The sequence below is a fragment of the Mycoplana azooxidifex genome, from assembly GCF_014196765.1.
Taxonomy (GTDB): Bacteria; Pseudomonadota; Alphaproteobacteria; order Rhizobiales; family Rhizobiaceae; genus Mycoplana; species Mycoplana azooxidifex.
This window is the reverse complement of sequence record NZ_JACIEE010000001.1, coordinates 632,520-659,332: the sequence shown is the minus strand read 5'-3', so window position 1 is coordinate 659,332 and position 26,813 is coordinate 632,520. Positions and strand designations below refer to the sequence as shown.

Annotated in this window: 23 protein-coding genes; 7 read left to right on the top strand and 16 right to left on the bottom strand. The window is 66.2% G+C overall.

Going from position 1 to position 26,813, the window contains the following annotated elements:
- Positions 1-33 precede the first annotated feature (33 nt).
- Positions 34-942 carry a LysR substrate-binding domain-containing protein gene (locus GGQ64_RS03070; RefSeq protein WP_183798864.1) on the bottom strand — a complete coding sequence of 303 codons (909 nt, stop codon included), beginning with the start codon at positions 940-942 and terminating at the stop codon, positions 34-36.
- A gap of 105 nt (positions 943-1,047) precedes the next feature.
- Between GGQ64_RS03070 and GGQ64_RS03065 the strand changes: the two genes are divergently transcribed.
- A complete protein-coding gene (locus GGQ64_RS03065; RefSeq protein WP_183798861.1) occupies positions 1,048-1,968 on the top strand; it encodes an alpha/beta hydrolase in 921 nt (306 codons plus the stop codon).
- Positions 1,965-2,375: an ACT domain-containing protein gene (locus GGQ64_RS03060; RefSeq protein WP_183798858.1), complete on the top strand. Its 411-nt coding sequence runs from the start codon at positions 1,965-1,967 to the stop codon at positions 2,373-2,375. Before GGQ64_RS03065 ends, GGQ64_RS03060 begins: the two co-directional genes overlap by 4 nt.
- A gap of 15 nt (positions 2,376-2,390) precedes the next feature.
- Here GGQ64_RS03060 and GGQ64_RS03055 read toward each other — a convergent pair whose 3' ends face one another.
- Together GGQ64_RS03055 and GGQ64_RS03050 are read right to left on the bottom strand one after the other, a co-directional pair.
- Complete coding sequence (locus GGQ64_RS03055; RefSeq protein WP_183798855.1) at positions 2,391-2,858, bottom strand: SRPBCC family protein; 468 nt, start codon at positions 2,856-2,858, stop codon at positions 2,391-2,393.
- Positions 2,859-3,367: 509 nt separating this feature from the next.
- Positions 3,368-4,273, bottom strand: coding sequence for an AraC family transcriptional regulator (locus GGQ64_RS03050; protein ID WP_183798852.1), 906 nt, complete (start codon positions 4,271-4,273; stop codon positions 3,368-3,370).
- A gap of 171 nt (positions 4,274-4,444) precedes the next feature.
- Between GGQ64_RS03050 and GGQ64_RS03045 the strand changes: the two genes are divergently transcribed.
- The 3 genes from GGQ64_RS03045 to GGQ64_RS03035 are packed head-to-tail and all read left to right on the top strand — an operon-like array spanning position 4,445 to position 6,007.
- Positions 4,445-5,176, top strand: coding sequence for an SDR family oxidoreductase (locus tag GGQ64_RS03045; RefSeq protein WP_183798849.1), 732 nt, complete (start codon positions 4,445-4,447; stop codon positions 5,174-5,176).
- A 12-nt stretch (positions 5,177-5,188) separates the two neighbouring features.
- Complete coding sequence (locus GGQ64_RS03040) at positions 5,189-5,641, top strand: carboxymuconolactone decarboxylase family protein (protein ID WP_183798846.1); 453 nt, start codon at positions 5,189-5,191, stop codon at positions 5,639-5,641.
- Positions 5,642-5,650: 9 nt separating this feature from the next.
- Entirely contained in the window at positions 5,651-6,007 is a 357-nt protein-coding gene (locus GGQ64_RS03035; protein ID WP_183798843.1) for an Atu4866 domain-containing protein, read from the top strand.
- 277 nt (positions 6,008-6,284) lie between these two features.
- Here the strand turns inward: GGQ64_RS03035 and GGQ64_RS03030 are convergent, their stop codons facing one another.
- Positions 6,285-8,285, bottom strand: coding sequence for a CocE/NonD family hydrolase (locus GGQ64_RS03030; protein ID WP_183798840.1), 2,001 nt, complete (start codon positions 8,283-8,285; stop codon positions 6,285-6,287).
- Between the two features lie 26 nt (positions 8,286-8,311).
- Positions 8,312-9,901, bottom strand: coding sequence for an ABC transporter substrate-binding protein (locus tag GGQ64_RS03025; RefSeq protein WP_183798837.1), 1,590 nt, complete (start codon positions 9,899-9,901; stop codon positions 8,312-8,314).
- Between the two features lie 126 nt (positions 9,902-10,027).
- Between GGQ64_RS03025 and GGQ64_RS03020 the strand changes: the two genes are divergently transcribed.
- Positions 10,028-10,822, top strand: a complete 795-nt coding sequence (locus GGQ64_RS03020) for a helix-turn-helix domain-containing protein (RefSeq protein ID WP_183799153.1) — start codon at positions 10,028-10,030, stop codon at positions 10,820-10,822.
- A 9-nt stretch (positions 10,823-10,831) separates the two neighbouring features.
- Here GGQ64_RS03020 and GGQ64_RS03015 read toward each other — a convergent pair whose 3' ends face one another.
- The 10 genes from GGQ64_RS03015 to bcoG all read right to left on the bottom strand — a co-directional run bounded on the left by GGQ64_RS03015 (position 10,832) and on the right by bcoG (position 24,604).
- Positions 10,832-11,821: a threo-3-hydroxy-L-aspartate ammonia-lyase gene (locus tag GGQ64_RS03015; RefSeq protein ID WP_183798833.1), complete on the bottom strand. Its 990-nt coding sequence runs from the start codon at positions 11,819-11,821 to the stop codon at positions 10,832-10,834.
- A gap of 93 nt (positions 11,822-11,914) precedes the next feature.
- The gene (locus GGQ64_RS03010) at positions 11,915-13,561 is read right to left on the bottom strand and encodes an ABC transporter ATP-binding protein (protein WP_183798830.1); all 1,647 of its coding nucleotides are present in this window, start codon (positions 13,559-13,561) and stop codon (positions 11,915-11,917) included.
- On the bottom strand, positions 13,554-14,381 hold the full coding sequence (locus tag GGQ64_RS03005; protein WP_183798827.1) for an ABC transporter permease: 828 nt from the start codon (positions 14,379-14,381) through the stop codon (positions 13,554-13,556). Before GGQ64_RS03005 ends, GGQ64_RS03010 begins: the two co-directional genes overlap by 8 nt.
- Positions 14,378-15,502: an ABC transporter permease gene (locus GGQ64_RS03000; RefSeq protein ID WP_425488484.1), complete on the bottom strand. Its 1,125-nt coding sequence runs from the start codon at positions 15,500-15,502 to the stop codon at positions 14,378-14,380. The genes GGQ64_RS03005 and GGQ64_RS03000 overlap by 4 nt, the downstream gene beginning before the upstream one ends.
- Positions 15,499-17,088 carry an ABC transporter substrate-binding protein gene (locus GGQ64_RS02995; RefSeq protein ID WP_183798824.1) on the bottom strand — a complete coding sequence of 530 codons (1,590 nt, stop codon included), beginning with the start codon at positions 17,086-17,088 and terminating at the stop codon, positions 15,499-15,501. The genes GGQ64_RS03000 and GGQ64_RS02995 overlap by 4 nt, the downstream gene beginning before the upstream one ends.
- Positions 17,089-17,394: 306 nt before the next feature.
- Entirely contained in the window at positions 17,395-18,177 is a 783-nt protein-coding gene (locus GGQ64_RS02990; RefSeq protein WP_183798821.1) for a carnitinyl-CoA dehydratase, read from the bottom strand.
- 4 nt (positions 18,178-18,181) lie between these two features.
- On the bottom strand, positions 18,182-20,236 hold the full coding sequence (locus GGQ64_RS02985) for an acetate--CoA ligase family protein (protein ID WP_183798818.1): 2,055 nt from the start codon (positions 20,234-20,236) through the stop codon (positions 18,182-18,184).
- Between the two features lie 346 nt (positions 20,237-20,582).
- Positions 20,583-21,743 carry an acyl-CoA dehydrogenase family protein gene (locus GGQ64_RS02980; RefSeq protein ID WP_183798815.1) on the bottom strand — a complete coding sequence of 387 codons (1,161 nt, stop codon included), beginning with the start codon at positions 21,741-21,743 and terminating at the stop codon, positions 20,583-20,585.
- 229 nt (positions 21,744-21,972) lie between these two features.
- Positions 21,973-23,463 (bottom strand): carnitine 3-dehydrogenase, encoded by a 1,491-nt coding sequence (locus GGQ64_RS02975; RefSeq protein WP_183798812.1) that lies wholly within the window; start codon positions 23,461-23,463, stop codon positions 21,973-21,975.
- A gap of 238 nt (positions 23,464-23,701) precedes the next feature.
- Positions 23,702-24,604, bottom strand: a complete 903-nt coding sequence (gene bcoG, locus GGQ64_RS02970; RefSeq protein WP_183798809.1) for a 3-dehydrocarnitine:acetyl-CoA trimethylamine transferase BcoG — start codon at positions 24,602-24,604, stop codon at positions 23,702-23,704.
- Positions 24,605-24,719: 115 nt separating this feature from the next.
- Here bcoG and GGQ64_RS02965 point away from each other — a divergent pair, with 115 nt between their 5' ends.
- On the top strand, positions 24,720-25,694 hold the full coding sequence (locus GGQ64_RS02965) for a GlxA family transcriptional regulator (protein ID WP_246422240.1): 975 nt from the start codon (positions 24,720-24,722) through the stop codon (positions 25,692-25,694).
- 53 nt (positions 25,695-25,747) lie between these two features.
- On the opposite strand, the gene GGQ64_RS02960 is transcribed toward GGQ64_RS02965, so the two are convergent.
- Positions 25,748-26,734, bottom strand: a complete 987-nt coding sequence (locus GGQ64_RS02960) for an AraC family transcriptional regulator (RefSeq protein ID WP_183798803.1) — start codon at positions 26,732-26,734, stop codon at positions 25,748-25,750.
- Positions 26,735-26,813: the final 79 nt, after the last annotated feature.

Below are 26,813 nucleotides of genomic sequence, written 5' to 3'. Positions count from 1 at the left end.
ATGGCTATTCCAGCACGCGAATTGTCCGACCGCCTACCGCCCTCGTCCGCTCCTCAACGCTTCCGCCACGCCGACGAAGTCGCGCGCCGACTGCGGCAGGCTGGAGCCCTTGCGCCAGACCATGCCGACCTGCACGACGGGGAGCGCGCCGGAGACGTCGCGGCTTTCGATGCGGTCGCCTTCCAGCGACCAGGGGCGGTAGACGAGATCGGGAAGGAGCGCGATGCCGGCGCCGGTGGCGACGAGGCTGCGGACAGCTTCAACGGAACGCGTGCGGAAGGCGACATGCGGGCGGGCGCCGAGTGCCGACAGCAGCTTGCCGGTGTTCTCCTCGATCTCGTCCACCGTCAGCATGATCAGCGGTTCCCTCGCGATGTCGCCGACCGAGATGATCTCGGCCGCGACGAGCGGATGGCCGAGCGGCAGCCAGAGGCGGTAGGGCGAGGTCTCGATGATCTCGGCCTGCAGCGCCATGCGGTCGCGCAGGTTGGAGATGACCATGACGGCGACGTCCAGCTCGCCGCCGATCAGGAGATGCTCCAGGTAGGAGCCGTTGTCCTCGATGGCGCTGACCTCGACGCCGGGGAAGGCGCGGCGGTAGCGGGCGAGCAGATCGGAGAGCACATAGCCCGCGACCAGCGAGGTGACGCCGAGATTGAGCTGGCCCTTTTCCGTGGTCCGGTCGTTGGAAAACGAGCGGCGGGCATCGGAGACGCCGGCCAGGATCTTGGTGGCGTGGCGCAGGAACTGGTGGCCGTTGTGGGTCGTCGTCAGGCCGCGCGGATGCCGCTCGAACAGCTCGACGCCGAGATCGCTCTCCAGTTCCTTCACTGCTTCGGTGATCGAGGACTGCGAGATCGAGAGGATCTGGGCGGCGCGCGTCACCGACCCCTGTTCGGTGACGGCGACGAAATATTGCAACTGACGGAGCGTGAAGGCCATGCGGGCAGTTAATATAGGGCCTTGACGGCAGGCAAGGGGTGGTCGCATTCCTCCCGCATCTGTTGCGCCGCCGCTTGACCGCATGAGCATACGGGAAGAGAGACCATGACTGTACCTGCCAAGCCCACCGAAGCCGGCATCCTTGCCTTCCACAGGCGCTGCGAGGCGTTCTACCCGGCCGATGCCGTCGACGCGACGATCGGACAGCAGCGGCAATGGTACGATGCGCTCTGTGCGGAGTTCGACCGGCCGTCGCCGGCGGGCATGATCCGCGAGGAGGCGCTGGTGCTCGGTCGCATCCCGACCCGGCGCTACCGTCCGGCCAACGTGACCACGCAAACGCGACTCTACTACATTCATGGCGGAGGCTTCGTGGTTGGTTCGCTGCAGAGCCATGATGCGATCTGTGCCGAAATCGCCGAGGCCGCGGGTGCGGAACTCGTCTCCGTCGACTACCGGCTGTCGCCCGAGCACGTCTGGCCAGCCGCCTTCGACGACTGCTTCGACGTGCTGACCTATCTCCTGCGCGGCAAGGGGCCGGTCGTGATCATCGGCGACAGCGCCGGGGCGAACCTCGCAGCCGGCCTCGTGCTCAAGGCGCGCGACCAGGGTCTGTCGGGGATCGCCGGCCAGGCGCTCGTCTATCCGGCTCTCGGAGGGGACACATCGGCCGGCTCCTATGTCGAGATGGCCGAGGCGCCGGGGCTTTCCACCACGGACGTGCTCTACTACCGCGACGTCTATCAGGCGCCCGCGGGCAACCCCTATGCCTTCCCGCTGGCGCATGCCGACCTGTCGGGCCTGCCGCCCGCCTTCATCACCGGCGCCTTCTTCGACCCGTTGCGCGACGACGCGCGGGACTATGCGGCCCGGCTCGTCTCGGCGGGCGTTGAGGTGTGGTTTCGCGAAGAGCCGCAGATGATCCATGCCTGGCTGCGGGCCCGCCACATGAGCGACGGTGCCGCAGCCGGATTTGCCGCGCTCTGCCGGGCCGTCTCCGACTTTGCCGCAAGGGGCGGTCGATGAGCGGGATTACCGATCTCGACCGGCTGCTGTCGGAGATGGAGCCGGTGCTGCAGGACGGGCAGTTCGTCTATTGCACGGTCGCGTTTTCCGAGGCGGAGCGGTGGTGGCGGCTGCAGCCGCTCGGCACGTTCCGCGAAGCGGAGGGGCTGACGCTGATCCTGCCGGCCGAGGTGGCCGCCGCTCACGGGCTTTCCTCGAGCGCGCCGATGCGGATGATCACGCTCTCGGTCCACTCCGCGCTGGAGGCGGTGGGGCTGACAGCTGCGATCGCCGCTGCGCTGACACAAGCAGGCATCAGCGCCAACGTGGTGGCCGCCTTCCACCACGACCATGTGTTCGTCCCGGCGGACCGGGCGCAGGATGCGCTTTCGGCGTTGCAGTCGCTGTCGGAGGGGCGCAGCACTTGATAACGGCCGTGCCGCTCAGCGGTTGTCCCAGTGCCGGCGGAGCAGGTAGGATTCGAGCCGGTCGAGATATTCGTGCCAGCCTTCCGTGTAGGCCTCGACTTCGGCCGGGCCGGTCAGCGGAGACTGGCGGATCGCAAGCCGCGTCGTGTTGTTCACGGCCTCGAAGGTCGCCACGACGTTGGTCTTGCGGCCGTCGTCCGGGATCAGGGTGAAGGCGATACGCTGGTCGTCGACGATCTCGCGGTAGACCGCCAGCATCGGCGTGTCCTCGCCGAAGGGCGAGCGGATGCTGGCGCTCCAGATGCCGCCGGGGCGGAAATCCATCTCGATCGAATGGGTGGTGAAGTCGCGCGGACCCCACCAGCGGGCCAGAAGTTCGGGCGCCGTCCAGAGCTGAAATACCACTGCCGGCGGGGCGTCGAAGCGGCGCTCCAGGTAGAGCGCGTTTTCCGCCCGCGCTGTCGCGCGCTGCAGGATCGTCATAGTCCACTCCTCGCGCACAGGATCGGCATGCCGGGACCAACCGTCCCCGCCTCGATGCTTGCGCAGATCAAAATATCGCTGTGTGCCTGCGACGTTCCGGGTGCGGCCAGGATCGCAGAAAGTATCAACAGCCGTGGTGTGTCGCCGGACGATCGAATCGCCTCCGGCAACCGGCCGGTCCACGGACGTCTCAGATAGTGATTTTACGTTCTGTTTCCAGCCTGCTTCGGAGAAATATCTTTCTCGTGCCTTCCGTTCGCCTCTCGTGTTGCCCTGTCACGGCCGTCTGGCGGGCAGGTGTCCGATCAGCTTTTCGATCAGGCGTCCAGGCGTTTTCCAATCCTCCGACTTCGCCTCGATCCTGTCTGTTCTGACCGAAGCAGGCTGGAAACTGATCCTCAAAAGTGGCGAAGAGGCGGCGTGTGCCTCACGGTCGCAGCCACAGACGAACACGAATTCGTGCAAGCTGTGTGGCCGCTGCGTGATCGGCGGCAGGTAGTCGGCGTTCCTCAATAGGCCTGCCCCGACTGCATCCGTGACAGGTCGCGCCGGGGCGGGCGGTCATAGATGCGGGCATGGTCGCGGCTGAACTGCGAGGGGCTGTCATAGCCGACGCGGAAGCCGGCCTCGGCTGCCGTCAGCCCTTCTGCGACCATCAACCGCCGGGCCTCATGCATGCGCAGGCGGGTGCGGAACTGCAGCGGGCTCATCGCGGTGGCCGTGCGGAAGTGTTCGTGGAAGGAGGAGGGGCTCATGCCGGCGATGCGGGCGAGATCCTCGATCCGGAAGGGTTCGGCGTAGTTTTCGCACAGATAGGCGACCGCGCGGCCGACCTGGGCCAGGCGGCTCTCGCCGCTGGCGATCTGGCGCAGGATCGCGCCCTGCGGCCCGGTCATCAGCCGATAGTGGATCTCGCGGACGATCAGCGGCGCGAGCACGGCAATGTCCTGCGGCGCATCGAGAAGCCGCAGGAGGCGGGCGGACGCGTCGACCAGTTCGGGCGTCGCGGCGTGGACGGCGGCCGCCTCGATGCGGTCGGGTGCTGGTGGGGCGATATGCGATCCGGGCGCGCCCAGCAGGAGGTCGGCAAGCATGCCGCGGTCCAGGTCGATCTTCAGGCAGAGGTAGGGTTCGTCGGGGCTGGCCTCGATCACCGCGCCGATGATCGGAAGGTCGATGCCGACGACGAGGCAGCCGCCGGTCTCGTAGACGACCTCGCGGCTGCCGATGCGTGCCCGCTTTCGGCCGGCGGCGACGAGGCAGACGGAGGGCTCGTAGAGCGTGTGGATCGGGTCGGATATCGCAGACGACCGGATCAGCGACAGGGCCGGCACGGCGGTGCCGTGGATGCCGTCGCCCCGGGCATGCCGTGCGATCAGATGTTTCAGTTCCGTCAGGTTCGGCAGGTTCTTCATGGGAACACCTTCGCGCAACCGGGCCGTCCTGCCAAGGCGGGTGCAGGCGCTTTCGGAGGATCGTGCAAGAAATGCGGAACTCCATGCTACCGCACCGTGCCTCGGCTTCGTCATCCTCTGCCTGACCCGAGGCGCAGATGCAGCGGGACCGCAACCGGAAGGGATGAAGACATGACCAGCATTTCGCAGAAGGTAATCCTGATCACCGGCGCCAGCAGCGGCATCGGCGCCGCGCTCGCAAGCGAACTCGGCAAGGCGGGCGCCCGGCTGATGATCGGCGCCCGCAGGACCGATCGTCTCGCCGAACTCAAGCAACAGGTAGAAGCCTCGGGCGGGACCGTCGCCATACGGGCGCTCGATGTGACGCGCCGGCAGGACGTGGAGGATTTCGCCCGCGCCGCGCTGGACGCCTACGGCCGCATCGACGTGATGATCAACAATGCCGGCGTCATGCCGCTGTCGCCGATGAATTCGCTCAAGGTGGAGGAATGGGACCGGATGATCGACGTCAACATCCGCGGCGTGCTGCACGGGATCGCTGCCGTGCTGCCGGTGATGAACGGGCAGGGCTTCGGCCATATCATCAACGTTTCGTCGATCGGCGGTCTTTCCGTGGTGCCGACGGCTGCGGTCTATTGCGCCACCAAATATGCGGTGCGGGCGATCTCGGACGGGCTGCGGCAGGAGAACGACAAGATCCGCGTCACCTGCGTCTATCCGGGCGTGGTCGAATCCGAGCTCGCCGACACCATCACCGACCCGGTCGCGGCCGAGGCGATGGTCTCATTCCGCAGCAACGCCCTGAAGCCGGAAGCGATCGCAGCCGCCATCCGCCACGTCATCGACCAGCCGGCCAACGTGTCCACGAGCGAAATCGTCGTCCGCCCGACCGGCGGCTACTGAAGGGAGTTTCTCATGTGCCTCTATACCCAAACACTTGCCGCCGTCCTCGTCTGCGCCACGCCACTCGCCGCTGCGGCGGATACGACCGAGGAGCGCCTGCAGCGCGGCGATGCCGTCGTCCGCAGCCTCAACAACGGCGAGACGCAGCCGACGCTCGAGCGGATGCGGCAGGAGTTTCCCTTCCTCGCCGAGGCGACCGAGGCCTATGCGCTGGGTGACGTCTGGTCGCGCCCGGGCCTCGACAACCGTACCCGGCAGCTTGCCGCAGTCGCCGCCTTCGCGGCGATCGGCGAGCGAACCTTCATGAGGGTCCATGCCGGCTATGCGCTCAACATCGGCGTGTCGGAAGAGGAACTGAAGGAGGTCGTCTACATGGTGACGGTGCCGGCGGGCTTCCCGAAGGCGATCGCGGCGTCGCAGACGCTGTCCGAACTCTTCGCCGAACGCCGGCAAGCGCAGCCGTGAGGAGGGGGGATGAGAGCTGTCCGGTTCTTTGCCGCGGGCGCGATCGCCCTTTTCGCAACCGTCGCATCAGGCCAGAAAGGATTGACCCAGATGACCAGCAACCCCGATCCCGGGCACAGCCACCCCTATGTCGGCATGTGGATCACCGGCGATGGCCACATCCGTCACGAACTCCTGCCGAACGGCCGCTACGACGAGGCGCGCGGCAGCCGCGAGAGCGCCTACCGGGGACGCTACGAGGTGACCGGCGACCACATCGAATATTGGGACGACACGGGATTTACCGCTGATGGAGACTTCATCGACGGCGTGCTGCACCACGGCGGCATGATCCTCTACCGCGACAGCAAGGCGCCGGCGCGGTAGGCGGCGGATGGGGTAGCAACGTCATGCCCGGCCTAATCAAGGGTTTGCTTCGACGTCAGTCATGCCACGACAGTAAAGCACGGGTCATGCGTCCCCTTTGCCGTCATGCCGGCCCCGAGCCGGCATCCAGTGCGCGATGTCCATCGCGCGGTAAAGCGGCCCTGTTCGCGTGGGTCAATTGTTGGCACATTCCACCGCGCAGACGCGCGGTGGCTGGATGCCGGCTCGAGGGCCGGCATGACGGCCATCTTTGAGGTGCCACCCCCGATCCCAGCCTTCACATGAAGTCGCGCGGGACCTTGTTTTCGAAGGTCTTCTCGAAGATCTGATCTTCGCCCTCGAAGGCGCGGATGGTGGCGGAGATCAGCCAGTCGGTCGCCGTGCAGGCGATCGTCGCCGTCGAGATCGTGCGGACGAACCATCCGGGGCGCTGCATGTCGCAGGTCCAGGTGGCGGTGCCGGTCGCCGAGAGCGGATCGCCGTCGGCGATCGACCAGAGCTCGTCGCGCACCTGACGCGTGGCAAGCCCGGTGCCGGGATGCTCGGAAAGGCCGGTGTCCTCGTAGATCGTGTACTCGGTCAGGCCGTTGGTCAGGTCGCGTTCGACGCCGCGGGCGGTCTCGGACGGTGCGAGCTCGTTGTACGTCGGCAGCGGATCCGGGTTTTCCGGCTCGGGGATCGAGACCACCTCGTGTTCGCCGAGCGCCGGCAAGGCGAGGCCGAGGGTGGCGAGGTCGATGGTCACGCCCGGATCGGTCGGTGGCGGCAGCACCATCGGCCAGTAGGCGGTCGACAAGGACAGGCGGATGCGGTGGCCGGCGCCGAAGCGGTAGCCCATGGCGTCGAGCACGAGGCGTATTTCCGTTTTCTCGCCCTTCTTCAGCGGCTTGGGCTCGGCATTGCCGTCGCGATGGGCAAGGTTGAGCACACCGAAGGTGACGCGGGTGGCGGTGCCATCGGGGTGAATGTCGACGATGCGGGCGCAGAGATTGGCGATCTCGGCATCGCAGGACAGCACGACATCCAGAACCGGCTGGCCGAGATAGTCGCGGCCTTCGGTGAGCGGCGCGGTCTCCAGTACCAGCGAGCCGGCGTCGTCGGGGCGCTGGTCCAGCGCCATCTCCGCATCCGGCTTCAGGGTGAACCACTCGCCGGACATGGTGCCGGTATCGAGCGGCGAACGGAGGTAGTGGTCGTGGTCCTTGGCGCCTGCGATCGGCATGCCGGGCGCCAGCGTGCCGTACTGCTCGACATAGAAGCACTCCATCTCGGGCGTGCTCCATTGGCTCTTGGCGACCCAGGTGCCGGGGTCGAATTCGCGCCGGATCGACGGTTTCGGCCCGTCCTGGATATAGGCGCGCACCTGCGGCCAGTTCTCCGCGCCGTTCTGCTCGCCGCGCAGCCAGCGGTTCCACCACTGGATGGCCTCGGCGTGGAAATCCATGCGCGGCTTCGGCCAGGCGAAATGCGGATATTTGTGGATCCACGGGCCGATCAGCGCCTTGGCCTTCGGTCCGAGGCCCTCGACGGCCTTGAGCGGCGTGTTGCGATAGCCGTCGGCCCAGCCGGCGATGACGAGGGCGGGGACGGGGAAGGCGTCGAAATCCTCGCAGATCGAGCCGTGCTCCCAGAAGGTGTCGCGGCGCTGGTGCTGAAGCCATTCCTCCATGAAGAAGGGTTCTTTCTCCAGCCGCTCCAGCCACATCGCCTTCCAGCGGTCGCCGACGAGTTCCGGGTCGGGCGAGCGCGACTGGTAGGCGAGCATGGTCGCAGCCCACGAGAGCTGGGCGGAGAGATGCGTGCCGTTCTTGTAGTGGATGTCGTCGTTGTAGCGGTCGACGGTGGAGGCGATCGAGATGACGGCCTTCAGCGCCGGCGGCTTGAGGGCTGCGACCTGCAGGCAGTTGAAGCCGCCCCAGGAGATGCCCATCATGCCGACCGAACCGTTCGACCAGGCTTGCGCGGCGATCCAGGCGATCAGTTCGCAGGCATTGGCAAGTTCGAGCGGCGTATATTCGCCGTCGATGACGCCGTCGGATTCGCCCGAGCCGCGGATGTCGACACGCACGCCGGCGATGCCGGCTGCGGCGAACACCGGATAGGTGGATTCGTCGCGCAGGCAGGTGCCGTCGCGTTTTCTATAGGGCAGGAATTCGAACACGGCAGGGACGGGGGCGGCGTCAGCCCCCTCCGGCATCCAGATGCGCGCGGCGAGCCGCGTGCCGTCCTTGAGCGTGATCCATTCGTTCTCGATCACGGTGAAGTTTCGTTCTGTCATTGTCTGCTTCCGATCCGCTTGCGGCCTCAGGCCTCGATCCATGCCCGGCTGCCGATATAGCCGTTCGACATGTCGTTGCCGATGTCGTCGACGATACCCTTGACCGCGTTGGACGCGGCCATGACGTAGTCGTTGAAGACCGGCAGGATCAGGCCACCCTCGTCGCGGACCATCAGCGCCATGGTGCGGTAGAGTTCCTTGCGCTTGGTCTCGTCGAGCTCGGAGCGGGCCTGCAGCAGCAGTTTGTCGAAGTCCTCGCGCTTGAAGCGGGTGTCGTTCCATTCGGCGTTGGAGAAGTAGGAGGTCGAGTAGCGCGAATCCTGCGTCGGCCGGCCGCCCCAGTAGGAGGCGCAGAAGGGCTGCACGTTCCAGACGTTGGTCCAGTAGCCGTCCTCCGGCTCGCGGCGGATCTCCAGCTCGATGCCGGCCTTCTTGGCGCTCTCCTGGAAGATGACGGCGGCATCGACGGCGCCGGCGAAGGCGGCATCGGAGGTGCGCAGCAGGATCGGCCGGTCATGGCCGGACTTCTTGAAGTGGAAGGCGGCCTTGTCGGGATCGTAGGCGCGCTGCTCGATGTCATCAGGAGCCAGCGCATAGTTGGAATTGACCGGATAGTCGTTGCCGAGCGTGCCGTAGCCGCCGAGCACGCGGTCGAGGATCGCCTGGCGGTCGACGGCGTATTTCAGCGCCAGCCGCAGGTCGTTGTTGTCGAAGGGGGCGGTGTCGCAGTGCATCAGGAAGGAGTAGAAGCCCTTGCCGGCGCTGCGGATGATCTCGACGCGCGGCGCGCGCTTCAGCAGCGGCACCGTCTTCGGGTCGATGTTGTTGACGAAATGGACCTGGCCGGAGGAGAGGGCGGCGATGCGGGCGGTCGCATCGTTCATGACGATGATCTCGGCCGAATCGACGAAGCCGCGGTCGGAGCGCCAGTCGGCGGCGTTCTTCTCGAAGGTGGCGCGCACGCCGGCCTCGTAATTGGAGAGCTTGTAGGGGCCGGTGCCGACTGCTGCGGCCGGATTGTCGAGGCCGCCGTTCGGCTGGATGATCAGGTGGTAGTCGGTCAGGAGCAGCGGCAGGTCGGCATTGCCCTCGGCGAGCGTCACGACCAGGTCGCCGGCCTTCTCCTCGATCGTCTTGATCGAGCTCATCAGGCCGAGCGCACCGGATTTCGCACCCTCGTCCGAGTGGCGCTTCAGGGTCGCGACCACGTCTGCGACCGTCATCTTGTTGCCGTCGTGGAAGGAGACGTCGTCGCGGATCTTGAAGGTCCAGACCGAGGCGTCGGCGGACGGCTCCCATGAAGAGGCGATCGAGGGCAGGGCGGCGCCGGTCTTCGGGTCGGTCTCGACCAGCGTGTCGCCCCAGAGGCGGCCGATGACGAAGAGGACGGAGGCGCTGTAGGTGGCCGGATCGAGCACGTCGGTGGCCGCACCACCCTTGAGGCCGAGCTTGAGGTGGCCGCCGCGCACTGGCTCCTGCGCGTGCGCGCCGGTGGCAGCCAACGTGCCGCCGAGGCCGGCGGCCATGCCCAGCGCCGCGGTGCCGGCGAGGAAGCTGCGGCGGTTGATGGCGGTCGGCACGATCAGGCCGTCGGGGCGCTTGGTATAGTCGGTCATTTTGGGTTCCCTCGCTTAGGATGTCTTTATCGAAACCTATCGCTTCGCTTGCGGCGCACAATTTCGCGACTTGACGCGAACTGACGCTGGTTTACGCTGTCTCTTGACGTTCGACAGAGGTGTGCCCTGGCAGATCCCGATTCCTTTACCGAGAACCTGCGCTTCGCCTGTGCGACGCGGCGTTCGATCTCCGAGATCTGCCGGGAGATCAATATAAACCGGCAGCAGTTCAACCGCTATATCGCCGGCGAGGCACGGCCGTCGGCGCATAATGCCGCGCGCATCGCCGCCTTCTTCGGCGTGGCCCCGCAGGACTTCGAACTGCCGCCGAAACTGTTTGCCGCAAGGCTGACGCGGCCGGACCGGGACCGCACGTCCGCCGGCCGGCTGCTCGACGGCTTTCCCGGCGATATCGCGGCCCTGCGTCGCCATGTCGGCTACTACCAGACCTATCACATCTCGCCCTCCTGGCCGGGGCTGGTCGTGTGCTCGTGCGCACGGATCTTCGAGGACGGCGGGGCGATCCGGGTGAAGTCGATCGAGCGCATTCACGATGCAGCCAACGAGATCCACCAGTTCTCGAAATATGTCGGGCTCGTCACCTTCTGGCGCAACCGCATCTTCATCACTGAGCGCAGCGTCGGCCAGCAGCCGATGCTGTCGCAGACGATCCTGATCCCGTTCGAGGTGCACCAGCGCGTCTACCTGCGCGGCACCACCATGGGCGTCTCCTGGCGCAAGGAGAACCTGCCCTATGCCTCGCGGATGATCTGGCGCCACATCGGCCAGGAGCCTGACCTGCGGCAGATGCTGTCGCGCTGCGGCGTGCTGCCGTTTTCGTCGCGGCAACTGCCCGCCACCGTCCGGAGCTTTCTCGATACGCCGGATGCGGAAGTGCTGACGGTGCCGACGGACTATTGAGGCGAGGGCTCAGCCCGCAAGAAAGGCGCCGAGGCTCTTCAAGTCGACATTACCGCCGCTAAGGATGATGCCGACGCGCTTGCCGGCGCAGGGGATGGTGCCATTCAGGACGGCTGCGGCCGCGAGGCAGCCGGTGGGTTCGACGACGATTTTCATGCGCTCGGCGAAGAAGCGCATCGTCTCGACCAGTTGCGCATCGGTGACGGTGACGATGCCTTCCACCGTCTGCTGCAGGATCGGGAAGTTGTGGTAGCCGACATGGGTGGAGAGCGCGCCATCGGCGATCGACCGCGGCACGGGGATGTGCACGACCTCGCCCTTGCGCAGCGACTGCTGGCCGTCGTTGCCGGCCTCGGGCTCGACGCCATAGACCGCACAGCCCGGCGAAAGCGCCCTAGCCGACAGGGCCGAGCCGGCGAGCAGGCCGCCACCGCCGAGCGGCACGACCAGCATGTCGAGTTCGCCCGTCTCCTCGATCAGTTCGAGCGCCGCTGTTCCCTGTCCGGCGATCACGTCGGGATGGTCGTAGGGCGGGATCAGGGTCGCGCCGCGCTCATGGGCGAGCCGCTCGCTGATCGCCTGGCGGTCTTCCGTGTAGCGGTCGTAGAGGATGATCTCCGCGCCATAGCCCCTGGTCGCCGCCATCTTCATCGCCGGCGCGTCCTTCGGCATGACGATGGTCGCCGGTACGCCCTGCAACTGCGCCGCATAGGCGATGGCCTGGGCGTGATTGCCGGAGGAATAGGCGATGACGCCGTTGCGGCGGACCTCCGCGGCGATGGCGGCGATGGCGTTGTAGGCGCCGCGGAACTTGAAGGCGCCGATCCGCTGCAGGTTCTCGGTCTTGAAGAAGAGGCTGGCGCCGGCCTTCGCATCGGCGGTCTTCGAGGTGAGGACCGGGGTGCGGTGCGCCTTGCCGGCAATGCGCGCCTGCGCCGCGCGGACGTCGTCGAAGGTGGGGATATGCAGGGGGCGTGCCTGGCCGGTGCCGTCTGTCATCTGGTCCTCGCGTCGTGGCAGGATGGGGAGTGTGCCGGGGCGAAACCGTCCCGGAAGGCTGATCACAGAGGAGAGGATCAAGGGCCGGGGAAATCAGTTCCCCGCGCTTTCCATCCGCCGCGTCTTCAGCACCTTCTCCAGCCAGCCGATCTCCATCTCGGGGACGGATTTCAGGAGCAGGTCGGTATAGTCGTCGAAGGGCGGCGAGAGCACCTTCGACTTCGGGCCGAAGCGGACCAGCCTGCCGCGGTGCATGACGGCGACGCTGTCGGCGATGGCGCGGACGATGGCGATGTCGTGGGTGATAAACATGTACGACACGTGGGTCTCCTCCTGCAGCTTCAAGAGCAGCTTGAGGATGCCTTCGGCCACCAGCGGGTCGAGCGCCGATGTCGGCTCGTCGCAGAGGATCAGGTCGGGCTTGGCCGCAAGCGCGCGGGCGATGGCCACGCGCTGCTTCTGGCCGCCGGAAAGCTCTGCCGGGTAGCGGTCGAGAAAGCGTTCGCCCATCTCTATCTGGTCGAGCAGTTCGCGCACGCGCTCCGTCTTCTGCCTGCCGTGCATGCCGAAGTAGAAGGTCAGCGGCCGGCCGACGATGTTGCGCACCGTCTGGCGCGGGTTCATCGCCGTATCGGCCATCTGGTAGATCATCTGGATCCGGCGCAGCTCCTCGTTCTTGCGGCCCCTGAGCGCGGGGGGGAGCGGCTTGCCGTCGAAGGTGACGGTGCCCTCTTGCGGCGGCAGCAGGCCGGTGATGACGCGCGCGAGCGTCGACTTGCCCGAGCCGCTCTCGCCGACGATGGCGAGCGTCTGCCCCTTCGGCAGGTGCAGCGAGACGTTCTGCAGCACCTTGAAGCCGTTGGAATAGCCGGCGGTGATGTTCTCGACCTTCAGCAGCGTGTCGGACTGGTCCGTTGCTTCCTCGCGGCCCGTGCCGCGGACGTTGACCAGCGCACGGGTATAGTCCTGCGTCGGCGCCTCGATGATCTGCTTGACCGTGCCGTACTCGACCATCTTGCCGTGGCGGAGCACCAGGATGTCGTCGGTGATCTGGGCGACCACGGCGAGGTCGTGGGTGATGTAGATCGCGGCGGTGTGCGTCTCCTCGATCGCGTGCTTGATCGCGGCGAGCACGTCGATCTGGGTGGTGACGTCGAGCGCCGTGGTCGGCTCATCGAAGACGATCAGTTCGGGGTTCGGGCAGAGCGCCATCGCCGTCATCGCGCGCTGGAGCTGGCCGCCGGAAACCTGGTGCGGATAGCGCTGGCCGAAGGTCTCGGGATTGGGCAGGCCGAGCACCTCGAACAGGTGGAGTGCGCGCTTTTCCGCCTCCGCCCGGTTCATGATGCCGTGCCTGAGCGAGGCCTCGATCACCTGTTCGCCGAGGCGGTGGGCGGGGTTGAAGGCGGCCGCCGCCGACTGCGCGACATAGCAGACCTTGGCGCCGCGGACCTTGCGGATGCCGGCATGGTCGAGCTTGAGCAGGTCCTGCCCATCAAGCAGGACCTCGCCGCCGGTGATGCGGACACCGCCGCGGCCATAGGCGAGCGCGGTCAGGCCGATCGTGGACTTGCCGGCGCCGGATTCGCCGATCAGGCCGATCACCTTGCCCTTCTTGACGTCGAAGTTGACGCCTTCCACGAGCGTCACGGTCTTCGGCGGTTCGCCCGGCGGGTAGCTTGTCGCCTCGATCTTCAGATTGCGGACGGAGAGCAGGTCGGTCTTTGATCGTTCAGGCATCGCCGCGTCCTCCCTTCAGGCTCGAGGTGCGTTTCATCAGCCAGTCGACAACGAGGTTGATGCAGATTGTCAGAAGCGCGATCGCGGCACCGGGGATGAGCGCTGCGGAGATGCCGAAGATGATGCCGTCCTTGTTGTCCTTGACCATGCCGCCCCAGTCGGCGGCCGGCGGCTGGATGCCGAGGCCGAGGAAGGAGAGGGTGGAGAGGAACAGGATGGAGAAGGCGAAGCGCAGGCCGAATTCGGCGAGCAGCGGCGACAGCGTGTTCGGCAGGATCTCGCGGAAGATGATCCAGCCCGTGCCTTCGCCGCGCAGGCGCGCCGCCTCGACGAACTCCATCACGGCGACGTCGAGCGCCACGGCCCGGCCGATGCGGTAGACGCGGGTACTGTCGAGGATCGCCATGACGAGGATGAGGATCCACAGCTGTTGCGGCAGCACGGCGAGGACGACGAGGGCGAAGATCAGCGTCGGGATCGCCATCATCAGGTCGTTGAAGCGGGAGAACAGCTGATCGACGAAGCCGCCGGTGACGGCGGCGACGAAGGACAGCAGCATGCCGAGGCTGAAGGACAGGATCGTCGCGGCGAGCGCCACGAAGATCGTCGTGCGGGCGCCGTAGATCAGGCGCGACAGCAGGTCGCGGCCGAGATTGTCGGTGCCAAACAGGAAGTCGCCGCCCATCGGCGCCCAGATGTCGCCGACGATCTCGCTCTCGCCATAGGGGGCGATGAAGGGGGCGAAGATGGCACAGAACAGGGCAAGCGCGATGCCCGCGATGCCGATCCATGCGCTTAGGGGAATGGCGCGCAGTCTCATCGCGGGTGCCTCAGTCTCGGATTGGCGACGATGGCGAGGATGTCCGCCGTCATGTTGAGGAAGATGTAGAAGGCGGCAAAGATCAGGCCGCAGGCCTGCACCACCGGCATGTCGCGCACGGTCACAGCATCGACCATGTATTGGCCCATGCCGGGATAGACGAACACGACCTCGACCACGACGACGCCGACGACGAGATAGGCGAGGTTGAGCGCGATGACGTTGATGACGGGGGCGACGGCGTTGGGGGCCGCGTGCCTGGCAATGATGCGCAGCCCGCTGAGGCCCTTCAGTTCCGCCGTCTCGACATAGGCCGACGACATGACGTTGAGGATCGCGGCACGGGTCATGCGCATCATGTGAGCGAGGACGACGAGCACCAGCGTCGCGGTCGGCAGAGCGATCGCCGAAAGGCGCTGGGTGAAATCCATGCCGTCATAGACGGTGGCCGGGAAGGTCGCGACGCCCATCTGCACGGCGAAGAACAGGATCAGCAGGTAGCCCACGAAGAATTCCGGCAGCGAGATCGCGGCGAGCGAGAAGACGTTGATGACCTTGTCGACGAGGCGGTCGCGGAACTGGACCGCGAGCATGCCGAGCCCGATCGCCAGCGGTATCGAGATGATCGCGGCGAAGAAGGCAAGGAACAGCGAGTTGCCGAGCCGCTTGCCGATCTGCTCGCTGACGGAGTTGCGCGAGGCCCAGGAGGTGCCGAAATCCCCTTGCAGCGCGCCGCCCAGCCACGTGAAGTAGCGCGTCGTCGCCGGCTGGTCGAGGCCGAGATCCTTGCGGATGTTCTCGACCGCCTGCGGGGTCGCGGACTGGCCGAGATAGGTGGTGGCGAAATCGCCGGGCAGGGCCTCGACGCCGCCGAAGATCATCAGCGAGACGGCGAAGAGAAGTGCGACGCTGAGGGCGAGGCGCTGCAGGATCAGGGCTGCGAGAGGGCTGTTCCTGGAAAAGCTTCCCCAGGGCGAAAACGAGCCCTGGTCATTGGGGGACGCGGCGGGCAGGGATTGCGTGGTGGTATCCGATCCGGCCTGGCCGGAAAGCTGCGGGTTTGCACCCGCAGCCTCCGTAATCGCCCGGCCCTGATCTTGTGCCGGTCCGCCAGGCATCAGGATTCCAGCCAGACGCGCGTTGCGACATAGCCGTTGGACATGTCGTTGCCGATGTCGTGGACGTAGCCCTTGACCTGCTTGGTGGATGCGTTGACGAAGTCGTTGAACATCGGAAGGATCACGCCGCCCTCGTCGCGCACCATCATGGCCATGGTGCGGTACATCTCCTTGCGCTTGGCCTCGTCCAGCTCGGAGCGGGCCTCGAGCAGGATCTTGTCGAAGTCCGGACGCAGGAAGCGGGTGTCGTTCCAGTCGGCGGTCGAGAGGTAGGCGGTCGAGTACATCTGGTCCTGGGTCGGCCGGCCACCCCAGTATGAGGTCGAGAACGGCTGGACGTTCCAGACGTTGGACCAGTAGCCGTCGCCCGGCTCGCGCTTGACCTCGACATTGATGCCGGCCTTCTTGGCGCTTTCCTGGTAGAGGACTGAGGCATCGACCGCGCCCGGGAAGGCGACGTCGGAGGTCCGCAGCAGCACCGTGCCATCATGGCCGGATTTCTTGTAGTGGAAGGCGGCCTTGTCGGGGTCGTAGGCGCGCTGCTCGATCCCCTCGGGGAAGAGCGCGTATGTCTCGTTGATCGGGAAGTCGTTGCCGACCTTGCCGTAGCCGCCGAGGATCTTCTGCACCATCGTCTCGCGGTCCATGGCGTATTTCAGCGCCAGGCGCAGGTCGTTGTTGTCGAAGGGCGCGGTGTTGCAGTGCATGATGAACACGTAGTGGCCGCGGCCGGAGGTGTTCAGGATCTCGACGGTCGGCGCGCGCTTCAAGAGGTCGACGGTCTTGGGATCGACGCGGTTGATGTAGTGCACCTGGCCCGACGACAGCGCTGCAATGCGCGCGGTGGCGTCGTTCATGGCGATCAGCTCGACGCTGTCGACAAAGCCGCGATCGGAGCGCCAGTCGTCGGCGTTTTTCTCGAAGGTGGCGCGCACGCCGGGCTCGAAGCTTGCGACCTTGTAGGGGCCGGTGCCGATCATCGCATTCGGATCGTCAAGGCCGCCGTTCGGCTGGATGACCAGGTGGTAGTCGGTCAGAAGCAGCGGCAGGTCGGCGTTGCCTTCGGTCAGCACCAGGACGAGCTTGTCGCCGTCGGCTTTGATTTCCTTGATCGACTTCATCACGCCGAGCGCGCCCGATTCCGACTTCTCGTCGGTGTGACGCTGCAGGGTCTTGATGACGTCGTCGATCGTCAGTTCCTTGCCGTCGTGAAACTTGACGCCCTTGCGGATGTTGAAGGTCCAGGTGGCGGCGTCGGCAGACGGTTCCCAGGATTCGGCCAGTGCCGGAACCGGACCGCCCGTCAGCGGCTCGGATTCGACCAGCATGTCGCCCCAGCAGCGGCCGGCGACGAAGGTGAACTGCGAAAGCGATTTTGCCGGGTCTTTTGAATCGGTTGCGGCCGCGCCTTCAAGTCCGAGCTTCAGATGGCCGCCGCGCTTGGGCTCCTGCGCCCTGGCTGCGGTGTCGAACATCGTGCCGGCGGCAGCGAGCGTGATGCCGAAGGCGGCGGCGCGGCCCATGAACTCGCGGCGGTTCATTTTGCCCAGCAGCACCTGGCGAGCGAGATAGTCAGTGTAGTCCGTCATTCCCCTGTTCCCTTCATCGGGCCCGTTGCGGCCCTCTTTTGCTTGGTAGAATTTCTGGTCTGCCGCCTGTCATGTCGCAAAGGCGGCTGTGCGGTGGCGCTGGCCTGCGCCTCGTTCGGTCGTTGGGTGTTTCCTCCGTGTCGACGTGCCGCGCGCGGCCGCTTGCTGATTGATAAGATTACTGAATACGGTGTGAATGTAACGTCCTAAATTTCGTTCGTTGTGTATAAATGGTATTTATGGAAATGCTCGCGACGAGCGCGAGCACGGTGTTTCAGGGCATGGCGATGTGGAAAAAAGAGCCGCTCAGCGGCCTTTCCACACCGGATCGCGCTTCTCGGCGAAGGCACGTGCGCCTTCCAGTTGGTCCTCGCTCGAATAGAGGATGTCCACCGACTTGAACTGGCGGCGGGTGATCTTGTTCATCGTCGTCTGGAACGTCTCGCCCTCGGCGGCGCGCACCACTTCCTTGATTGCGGCATAGACCAGCGGCGGGCCGCTCTCCAGAAGCCGCGCCAGTTCCCAGGCGCGATCGAGCAGTTTGTCGGCCGGCAGGATCTCGTTGACGAAGCCCCAGCGGTGGGCCTCCTGCGCGTCCAGCCAGCGACCGGTGAGCAGCATGTCCATCGCGATGTGGTAGGGGATGCGCTTGGGAAGCTTGATCGAGGCCGCGTCGGCGACTGTGCCGGAGCGGATCTCGGGAAGGGCGAAGCTGGCGTGCTCGGCGGCGAGGATCATGTCGGTCGAGAGCGCGATCTCGAGGCCGCCTCCGCAACAGATGCCGTTGACGGCGGCGATGATCGGCTTGTTCAGGTCGCGCAGTTCCTGCATGCCGCCAAAGCCGCCGACGCCGTAGTCGCCGTCGACCGCGTCGCCCGCGGCGGCCGCCTTCAGGTCCCAGCCGGGGCAGAAGAATTTTTCGCCCGCGCCGGTGATGATGGCGACGCGCAGGCTGTCGTCGTCGCGGAAATCGCGGAAGATTTCGCCCATGATGCGGCTCGTCACCAGATCGATCGCGTTGGCTTTCGGGCGATCGATCGTGACTTCGAGTATGCCACCTTCGCGGCGTTTGCGGATCGGTCCGGTCATGGGCTTACTTCCTCAGACGGATCAGGGCGTCTGCCGCGACGACACCGTCGCCGCTGGCAAGCACCATGATAGGATTGATATCGAGTTCATCGACAATTGAAGCGTTTGAAACGACATAGGATGCCACCGATGCGACGGCTGCAACGAGCGCATCGATGTCGGCGGCAGGTCCGCCGCGATAGCCATTGAGCAGTTTTGCCACTTTCAGGCCCGAAATCGCCTCCCTGATTGCAGGTTCATCGGTCGGAAGCGTCAGGATTGCCGAATCTTCCAGCAATTCGACGAGAATTCCGCCCGCGCCGACCGTCAGTACCGGTCCGGCCACCGGATCGCGCATCGCACCGACGATGACCTCGGCGACGGGCCGCGCCACCATCTTCTCCACGAGATAGCCGGAGGCGACGGCGGCCATGGCGGAGGCTGCTTCCAGCACCGCCTCCCGCGTCTGGAGATTGAGCTTGACCGCGCCGGCCTCGGTCTTGTGGGCGACGCCGAGACCCTTCAGCACGACCGGGAAGCCGAGTTCGGCGGCAGCGGCAGCGGCATCCTCTGCCGTCTCCGCGACGCGACCGTCCGGCACCGGCAGCCCGAAGGCTGCGAGCGCCTGCTTGGCCTCGTGCTCGGTGAGCGTCACCGGCTCGCCGTCGGCAGCGCGCACCTTGACCAGCGGCGCGGGCAGGGGCTTGCCCCACATCTCGCCGATCGCGGCGGCCGCCTCTGCTGCGGTCAGCGCCTCCTCGATGCCGAAGAAGGGCACGACGCCGTTCTCCATCAGCATCAGCGCAATCTCCTCCGGCAGGTTCTCGCCCATGCTGGCGACGATGCCGGCGACCGCGCCCGCCGCGCGGGACGAATCGATCACCGCATGGCAGGTGGTCACCCAGTCGGCGGCGTCGCAGCGGTCCTGCCGGGGAAAGTCGAGCACGACCAGGTTCAGCGCGTAGCCGCCCCGCATCATGGCCGTGAAGGCCTGGGTCTGCTTCTCGCGATTGCCCCAGACGAAGGTGTGGTAGTCGAGCGGGTTGGAGATCGTCACCATCTGCCCGAGGCTTTCGCGCAAGGGCATGCGCTGCTCCTCGCGCAGGGGACGGTAGACGACCTTGCGTTTGACGCCGGCGTCGGCCATCAGCGAGGCCTCGCCGCCGGAGCAACTCATCGACGAGATGTCGAAGCTCGCAAGCGGGCCGTGCAGATGCAGCAGCTTCAGCGTCTCCAGCAGTTCCGGCAGCGTCTCGACGCGGCCGATGCCGAGGCGGGAGAGGAGGGCGGACGAGACGGCGTCGTTGCCGGCAAGGGATGCCGTGTGCGAGACGGTCGCCAGTTGCGCCTGCTCGGACTTGCCGACCTTCAGCGTCACGACCGGTTTTCTCAGTTCGCGCGCACGGCGGGAGAGCCGTTCCAGCGCCTCGATGCTGTCGAAGCCCTCGATATGCAGGCCGACGGCGGTGACGCGCGGATCCTCGAGCACGGCGCAGGCAAGCTCGCAGAGCCCCGTCTGGGCCTGATTGCCGGCCGTCAGTATATAGGCGAGCGGCAGGCCGCGCTGCTGCATGGAGATGTTGCAGGCGATGTTGGAGGACTGGGTGAGGACGGCCACGCCGCGATCGATGCGGACCATGCCGTGCTGGTCGGGCCACATCAGCGCGCCGTCCAGCATGTTGATGAAGCCGTAGCAGTTCGGCCCGAGGATCGGCATGTCGCCGGCAGCCTCCACCAGCGCCCTCTGCAGGTCGTCGCCATCGGCAAGCTCGGTCACCGCCTCGCGGAAGCCGGAGGCGTAGCAGACCACGCCGCCGGCGCCGCGGGCGGAGAGATCGCGGATGATCTCGATGGTGAGGTTGCGATTGATGCCGACGAAGGAGGCGTCGGGGGCGGCCGGGAGTTCGGCGACGGAGCGGTAGCACCGGCGGCCGTGGATCTCCTGCTTGGTCGGGTGGACCGGCCAGATCTCGCCGGTAAAGCCCATCTTGTCGCATTGTTCGATGACGCGCCCCGCCTCCTTGCCGCCGAAGACGGCGATGGAGCGGGGCCGGATGAGGCGATCGAGGGAGCGGGTCATGCGCGGCCTCCGGAGGCGAATTGGCTCTGGCCGGCGAGAGTTACCCCCCTCTGCCCTGCCGGGCATCTCCCCCTCAAGGGGGGAGATCGGTGGAGGGGATGTCTTGCCCCGTTCGTGGCCGTCAGCGGTTGCTGCAGTGTGGGGGCGGGATTCGTGGCGGACGTGTCATTCGTGACATAGGCGCGCGGCGTCGCTTCCTTGGCCGATGTTTGTGCCGAACCTGCAGCGGGTGCGGTCGGCGCGGACGGCAGAGTTAAGTGCGGGGCGCTGGCGTCTGGCCGATCTCCCCCCTTGAGGGGGAGATGCCCGGCAGGGCAGAGGGGGGTAAATGCCGTCTCGTTCATCCTCAAGCCCCCAGCGGCCGCAGCAGGTCGCGGCTGATGATGTGGCGCTGGATCTCGGAGGTGCCGTCCCAGATTCGCTCGACGCGGGCGTCGCGCCAGAAACGGGCGAGCGGCAGGTCGTCCATCAGGCCCATGCCGCCGAAGATCTGGATCGCCTCGTCGGTGACGCGCGCCAACATTTCCGTGGCGTAGACCTTGGCAGAGGCGATCTCGCGGTTGGACGGCAGTCCCTGGTCGAGACGCCATGCGCCCGACAACGTCAGGAGGTCGGCGGCGTCGATTTCGGTGATCATGTCGGCGAGCTTGAAGGAGACGCCCTGGTTGGCGCCGATCGGCTTGCCGAACTGCTTGCGCTCTGCGGCATAGTTCAGCGCGTAGTCGAAGACGCGCCGCGCGCGGCCGACCGAGGTGGCGGCCACGGTCAGGCGGGTCGCGTACAGCCAGTCGTTGGCGAGTTCGAAGCCGCGGTGCACCTCGCCCAGGACCTGCGAGGACGGCAGGCGGCAGTCGTCGAAGGAGAGGATGCAGTTCTTGTAGCCGCGGTGGGAGACGGAGTTGTAGCCGTCGCGGATCTCGAAGCCCGGCGTGCCGCGGTCGACGAGGAAAGAGGTGATCAGCTTCTTGGGGCCGCGCGGCGTCTGCTCTTCGCCGGTGGCGATGAAGACGATGACGAAATCGGCGATGTTGGCATGGGAAATGAAGTGCTTGGTGCCGTTGACGACCCAGTCGTCGCCGTCCTTCTTGGCGAAACACTTCATGCCGCGCACGTCGGAGCCGGCGTCCGGCTCGGTCATGGCGAGCGCGTCGAACTTGTCGCCGCGCACGGCCGGAATGAGGTATTTCTCGCGCTGCTCGGCGTTGCAGCCCATCAGGATGCCGGAGGGGCGACCGAAGAACACCGTCAGCGCCATCGAGCCGCGACCGAGTTCGCGCTCCACGAGGGTGAACGAGGTATGGTCGAGCCCGGCACCCCCCACTTCTTCCGGGAAGTTGCAGCCGAAGAAGCCGATCTCCTTGCACTTGCGCGCAATCTCCTGGCCGAGTTCCGGGGGCACTTCACCCGTGCGCTCGACCTCGTTCTCATGCGGATAGATCTCGGTCTCGACAAAGCTGCGGACCGTATCGACGATCATCTGCTGCTCGTCCGTCAGTGCGAAATTCATGTGGTTCTCCCTCGTGTTCTTTTGCGCGCGACGGCGCCGATTGCCCCTCACCCTAACCCTCTCCCCGCAGGCGGGGAGAGGGGACAAGGTCGAAGCTCGCCGCATTCGCCTTCCTCAAAACGGGATGCGGGCGGTTCCGGAATGTCCCTTCTCCCCGTTCACGGGGAGAAGGTGCCGGCAGGCGGATGAGGGGCCGGGGCCCTTCGATCCCTGTCTCGGCCGTTGAGCTCTACCGCTTCTGCCCCACGTGCCGGCCGACGCCTTCGGGGGCGGGGAGCTTCGCATGGGCCTCGGTGATCGCCTTCAGCCTGTCGAGCACATGCGCCGGTGCGGGCACGGCCTTGCCGGCCTTTGAGTCCACGTGCAGCATCATCTGCTCGGCGGTGGCGACGGCTTGCCTCGTCTCGGCATTGTAGATCGTCGAGAAGATGTGCAGGCGCTTTTCGTCCGAGGACAGGATCTGGCAGGTGGAATAGAGCGCGTCGCCGAGCCTGGCCTCGCCGAGGTTCCTGATGTGGGTCTCGACCGTATAGTAGCTGTGGCCGTCGCGGACGTATTCGAGATCAACGCCGATCAGGCGCAGCACGCCGTCGGACGTGTCGCCGAAGACCTGCAGGTAGCGGTGCTCGGTCATGTGGCCGTTGTAGTCGACCCAGGCGGCGCTGACCTTGGTGTCGAGGATCTTCAGCGGCCTGGCCTCGCCGAGATCGGCTTGCGGCTTCTTCGCGTTGGCCCAGAGATGGTCCTCGAACTCGGACAAGAGCTTGCCCGCGCCCCAGCCGCGGCCGTCGTCGCCGGCCTTCAGCGCATGCATGATGCCGACGAGGTTCTGGTCGCGGATGCGCTCCAACTCACGGATGCCGCGTGCGCCGGACTGGGCGTCGGACTGGTCGGCGATCTTGTTGACCAGTTCGTCGTCAAGGTCGACCACGTCCATCAGCTTCGTCCACGGCCAGGACAGGCAGGGGCCGAACTGGGCGAGGAAGTGGCGCATACCCGCTTCGCCGCCGGCGATGCGGTAGGTCTCGAACATGCCCATCTGCGCCCAGCGAATGCCGAACGAATAGCGGATCACGTCGTCGAGCGTCTCGGTGTCGCAGATGTCGTCCTTGATCAGCCACAGGCCCTCGCGCCAGACGGCTTCCAGCAGGCGGTCGCCGACGAAGGCCTCGATCTCCTTCTTGATGATGACGCCCTTCATGCCGATCGTGGCGAGCTTGTCCCTGGCATCCTCGAGCGTGGCCTTGGCCGTCTTCTCGCCGCCGACGAGTTCGGCGAGCGGCAGCAGGTAGACGGGGTTGTAGGGGTGAGCGACGAACATGCGCTCGGGATGCTTCATGTCGCGCTGCAGGTCGGTCGGCATGATGCCGGAGGTGGACGAGCCGATCAGCGCCTTCGGATCGGCGGCGGCGTCGATCTGGGTAATGACATCGCGCTTCAGGTCGACGCGCTCGGGCACGCTTTCCTGAATCCAGTCAGCGCCTTGCACGGCTTCCTCGATGCTCTTGACGAAGGTCAGCTTGCCCTTCGGCGGCAGCGGCGCCATGGTCAGCATGCCGTAGGCGCGCTCGGCATTGGCCATCACTTCGCCGATGATGCGCTCGGCCTCGGGATGCGGGTCGAAGATGGCGACATCGATGCCGGCCAGCACGAAGCGCGCTGCCCAGGCCCCGCCGATAACGCCGCCGCCGATGCAGGCTGCCTTGTTGATTTTGGTCATGTGGTCGTTCCCCATTGTATCTGTTGCCGGGTGCGGCGCCCCCTCATCCGGCCCTTCGGGCCACCTTCTCCCCGAGGGGAGAAGAGGGAGTTTGCCGCAGCCCTTGCATGCTCTTGCAGCCAACTGTGCGGGTGCTAATGGATTGAGGCGGCCGCTCCGGGTATCCTCTTCTCCCCACTGGGGAGAAGGTGGCCCGAAGGGTCGGATGAGGGGGCTTGCGCCACCCTCCGCCCTATCTTTACCGCTTCTGCAATTTCAGCTTCTCGCGCACCTCGGCCGGGCCGATGACGCGGGCGCCCATGTTCTCGATGACGTTGACGGCCTTCTCTACGAGCTGGCCGTTGCTGGCGAGTTGGCCCTTGCCGATGTAGAGGTTGTCCTCAAGCCCGACGCGGACGTTGCCGCCGGCGAGCACGGCTGCGGCCGGGTAGGCCATTGCGTTTCGGCCAATCGAAAACGCCGAGAAGGTCCAGTTCGACGGCACGTTGTTGACCATCGCCATGTAGGTGTTGAGGTCGTCGGGGGCGCCCCACGGAATGCCCATGCAGAGCTGGATCAGCAACGGATCCTGGATCAGGCCTTCCTCGACGAGTTGCTTGGCGAACCAGAGATGGCCGGTGTCGAAGGCCTCGATCTCGGGACGGACGCCGAGGTCGGTCATCTGCTTGGCCATGGCGCGCAGCATCGACGGCGTGTTGGTCATCACGTAGTCGCCGAGCGAGAAGTTCATCGTGCCGCAATCGAGCGTGCAGATCTCCGGCAGGCATTCGGCCACGTGGGAGACGCGCTCGGTGGCGCCGGCCATGTCGGTGCCCTGTTCCTTCAGCGGCAGCGGCTTTTCGACGTCGCCGAAGATCATGTCGCCGCCCATGCCGGCGGTGAGGTTGAGGACGATGTCGACCTCGGCCTGGCGGATGCGGTCGGTGACTTCCCTGTAGAGGTCGTTGCGGCGCGACGGCGCGCCGGTCTCGGGATCGCGCACGTGGCAGTGGATGACGGCGGCGCCCGCCTTGGCGGCCTCGACGGCGGCCTCGGCGATCTGCTTGGGCGTGATCGGAACGTGCTTGGACTTGCCGACGGTATCGCCCGAGCCGGTGACGGCGCAGGTGATGAAGACGTCACGGTTCATGGTCAGGGGCATTTCGTCTCTCCCGGTATTGAGCTTTGAAGCCATTACGAGCCAAGCAGGCGATCCATGCTTTTCAATTTCGGCGGCATCTTTTACACTTCAGGAATTCGCAGGAGAGATTGCGCAGATGCTCGAACCGTCGTCCGACACGCTCGAACTGGACATTCTCGTGCTGCCGGAGACGAACCTGATCCTCGTCGCCTCCGTCATCGAACCCTTGCGCGCCGCAAACCGGCTCTCCGGGCAGGACCTCTACCGCTGGCGCATCCTCTCGCCGGATGGTGCAGCGATCGAGACGCGCAGCCGCATTCCCGTCCCCGTCGACGGGCCGTTCCGGCCCGAGCAGGAGACCGTACCGTTGTTCATCCTGTCGAGCTACCAGTGGCAGGACGGCGCGACCCCGGCACTGCGGCGGCAGCTGTCGCGCACCGCCCGCCACCGTACGATGATGGTGGGGATCGAATCGGGCAGTTGGCTCCTGGCACAGGCGTGCCTGCTCGACGGCCATTCGGTGACGATCCACTGGGAGGACCGCGAGGATTTCGCCGCCGCCTATCCGCAGGTCGACGTGCTGACGGAACGCTATGTCATCGACGGCAAGCGCATCACCAGCGGCGGTTCGCTGCCGACGCTCGACCTGATGCTCGAGATCATCCGCCGCCGACAGGGCTACTCGCTGGCGCTGGAGGTGTCGCGGATTTTCATCTACGAGCACGAGCGCACCGGCGGCCTGCTGCAGGTACCCGCGCTCGGCAACATGCGCGTCGCCGACCAACGGGTCAGCCAGGCGGTGCGGCTGATGGAAGAAACGGTGGACGCGCCGGTAACGCTGACCCGCCTGGCCCGCCGCGTCGGCATTTCCGCCCGCCACCTGCAGGACCTGTTCCAGGAGACGATGGGGGTCGCGCCGCACCAGCACTATCTCGCGCTGCGGCTCAACGCGGCGCGGCGCAAGGTGATCGAGACCAAGCTGGAATTCGCCGACATCGCCGCTGCCACCGGCTTCAATTCGTCGTCCGCCTTCTCCCGCAGCTACCGCGCGCACTACCACGAGAGCCCGACGGAGACGCGCCGGCGGCTGCGGACGGCGGGGAAGGGGTGAGGGCAAAGTGGCGTGGGTGGATCGCCTTCCGCTTCGGGCACGGGGCAGGACCGCTATTGCGGGCGCGCGTGGCTTCCCGGCGGGTGGCCGGTGATGCGCTTGAAGGCGCGGCTGAAGGCGGCCTGGGAGCCGTATCCGAGCCTCAGCGCCACCGCCTCGATCGGCATCCGTTCCTTCGACAGCCATTGCGTCGCCAGCCGCATGCGCAGTTCCGTCAGGTAGCGCACGGGCGTAACACCGGTGACATCCAGGAAGCGTTCGGCGAAGACCGAGCGCGAGGCACCCATGATGTCGGCCAGTTCGGCCACGGTCCACTCGCGACCGGGCGCGTTGTGGAGTGCGACGATGACGCGTCCGAGGCGCGGGTCGCGAAGCGCTGCGATCCAGCCCGTGGCGTCGCCGCAGCCGCATTCGACCCATGCCCTGACGATGAAGGCCGCGACGACATCGGCGAGCCGCGCGAGAATGCCGGCGAAGCCGGCACGGGCGCCTTTCGCCTCGCGCTCCATCGCTTCCAGCATCGGCAGGATCTCCGGGTAGCGGTCGAGCAGCGTGCCGACCAGCATGACCTCCGGCATCAAGGCCACCAGCGGATGAAGGCCGCCGAGATCGAACTCCATGCAGCCGCTGAAGACGATCGCGCGCTCGTCCTTGCAGTCCGGCCCGCCGTTGCAGGCGCTGATGGCGCTGACGGAGGTGCAGATGGGTGCTGCCGAGAGCGCGCGGACGTCCTGGCATTTGGTGTCGGGGCGCGAGACCAACGCATGGCTGCCGCCGCGCGGCAGAAGCACGGCGTCGCCGGTGTTCATCGTGTGGAAGGCGCCCGCCGGGGTGCGCAGATGGACCGGGCCACGCGCGACGAAATGAAACTGGGCGCGGCCCTCGACTTCGCCGAAGGCGAGGCCGAAGGGCGGCGTCACCTCGATGCGGCGATAGTCGAGACCCACCAGCCGCATGCCCAGCAGCAGTTCGCTGACGAGGTCGGGATCGATGGCGCGTTGCGGTGCAGCGCGCACGCTTTCGGACGAATGATCAAACATTGCAGCGTTTGTGCCATAGATCGTCCGAAACGTCCAGCCTAGGCTTGTTGCACTGCATCATATACGATTCAAGGACAAT

Excerpts from the sequence above, each read along its gene's own strand:
- GGQ64_RS02975 (WP_183798812.1), bottom strand. The coding sequence starts at position 23,463 with ATGACCAAAATCAACAAGGCAGCCTGCATCGGCGGCGGCGTTATCGGC.
- GGQ64_RS03060 (WP_183798858.1), top strand. The coding sequence starts at position 1,965 with ATGAGCGGGATTACCGATCTCGACCGGCTGCTGTCGGAGATGGAGCCG.
- GGQ64_RS03010 (WP_183798830.1), bottom strand. The coding sequence starts at position 13,561 with ATGCCTGAACGATCAAAGACCGACCTGCTCTCCGTCCGCAATCTGAAG.
- GGQ64_RS03035 (WP_183798843.1), top strand. The coding sequence starts at position 5,651 with ATGAGAGCTGTCCGGTTCTTTGCCGCGGGCGCGATCGCCCTTTTCGCA.
- GGQ64_RS02995 (WP_183798824.1), bottom strand. The coding sequence starts at position 17,088 with ATGACGGACTACACTGACTATCTCGCTCGCCAGGTGCTGCTGGGCAAA.
- GGQ64_RS03055 (WP_183798855.1), bottom strand. The coding sequence starts at position 2,858 with ATGACGATCCTGCAGCGCGCGACAGCGCGGGCGGAAAACGCGCTCTAC.
- GGQ64_RS02960 (WP_183798803.1), bottom strand. The coding sequence starts at position 26,734 with ATGTTTGATCATTCGTCCGAAAGCGTGCGCGCTGCACCGCAACGCGCC.
- GGQ64_RS03015 (WP_183798833.1), bottom strand. The coding sequence starts at position 11,821 with ATGACAGACGGCACCGGCCAGGCACGCCCCCTGCATATCCCCACCTTC.
- bcoG (WP_183798809.1), bottom strand. The coding sequence starts at position 24,604 with ATGCCCCTGACCATGAACCGTGACGTCTTCATCACCTGCGCCGTCACC.
- GGQ64_RS03030 (WP_183798840.1), bottom strand. The coding sequence starts at position 8,285 with ATGACAGAACGAAACTTCACCGTGATCGAGAACGAATGGATCACGCTC.
- GGQ64_RS03050 (WP_183798852.1), bottom strand. The coding sequence starts at position 4,273 with ATGAAGAACCTGCCGAACCTGACGGAACTGAAACATCTGATCGCACGG.
- GGQ64_RS03005 (WP_183798827.1), bottom strand. The coding sequence starts at position 14,381 with ATGAGACTGCGCGCCATTCCCCTAAGCGCATGGATCGGCATCGCGGGC.
- GGQ64_RS02980 (WP_183798815.1), bottom strand. The coding sequence starts at position 21,743 with ATGAATTTCGCACTGACGGACGAGCAGCAGATGATCGTCGATACGGTC.
- GGQ64_RS02965 (WP_246422240.1), top strand. The coding sequence starts at position 24,720 with ATGCTCGAACCGTCGTCCGACACGCTCGAACTGGACATTCTCGTGCTG.
- GGQ64_RS03025 (WP_183798837.1), bottom strand. The coding sequence starts at position 9,901 with ATGACCGACTATACCAAGCGCCCCGACGGCCTGATCGTGCCGACCGCC.
- GGQ64_RS03045 (WP_183798849.1), top strand. The coding sequence starts at position 4,445 with ATGACCAGCATTTCGCAGAAGGTAATCCTGATCACCGGCGCCAGCAGC.
- GGQ64_RS02990 (WP_183798821.1), bottom strand. The coding sequence starts at position 18,177 with ATGACCGGACCGATCCGCAAACGCCGCGAAGGTGGCATACTCGAAGTC.
- GGQ64_RS03040 (WP_183798846.1), top strand. The coding sequence starts at position 5,189 with ATGTGCCTCTATACCCAAACACTTGCCGCCGTCCTCGTCTGCGCCACG.
- GGQ64_RS02985 (WP_183798818.1), bottom strand. The coding sequence starts at position 20,236 with ATGACCCGCTCCCTCGATCGCCTCATCCGGCCCCGCTCCATCGCCGTC.
- GGQ64_RS03065 (WP_183798861.1), top strand. The coding sequence starts at position 1,048 with ATGACTGTACCTGCCAAGCCCACCGAAGCCGGCATCCTTGCCTTCCAC.
- GGQ64_RS03070 (WP_183798864.1), bottom strand. The coding sequence starts at position 942 with ATGGCCTTCACGCTCCGTCAGTTGCAATATTTCGTCGCCGTCACCGAA.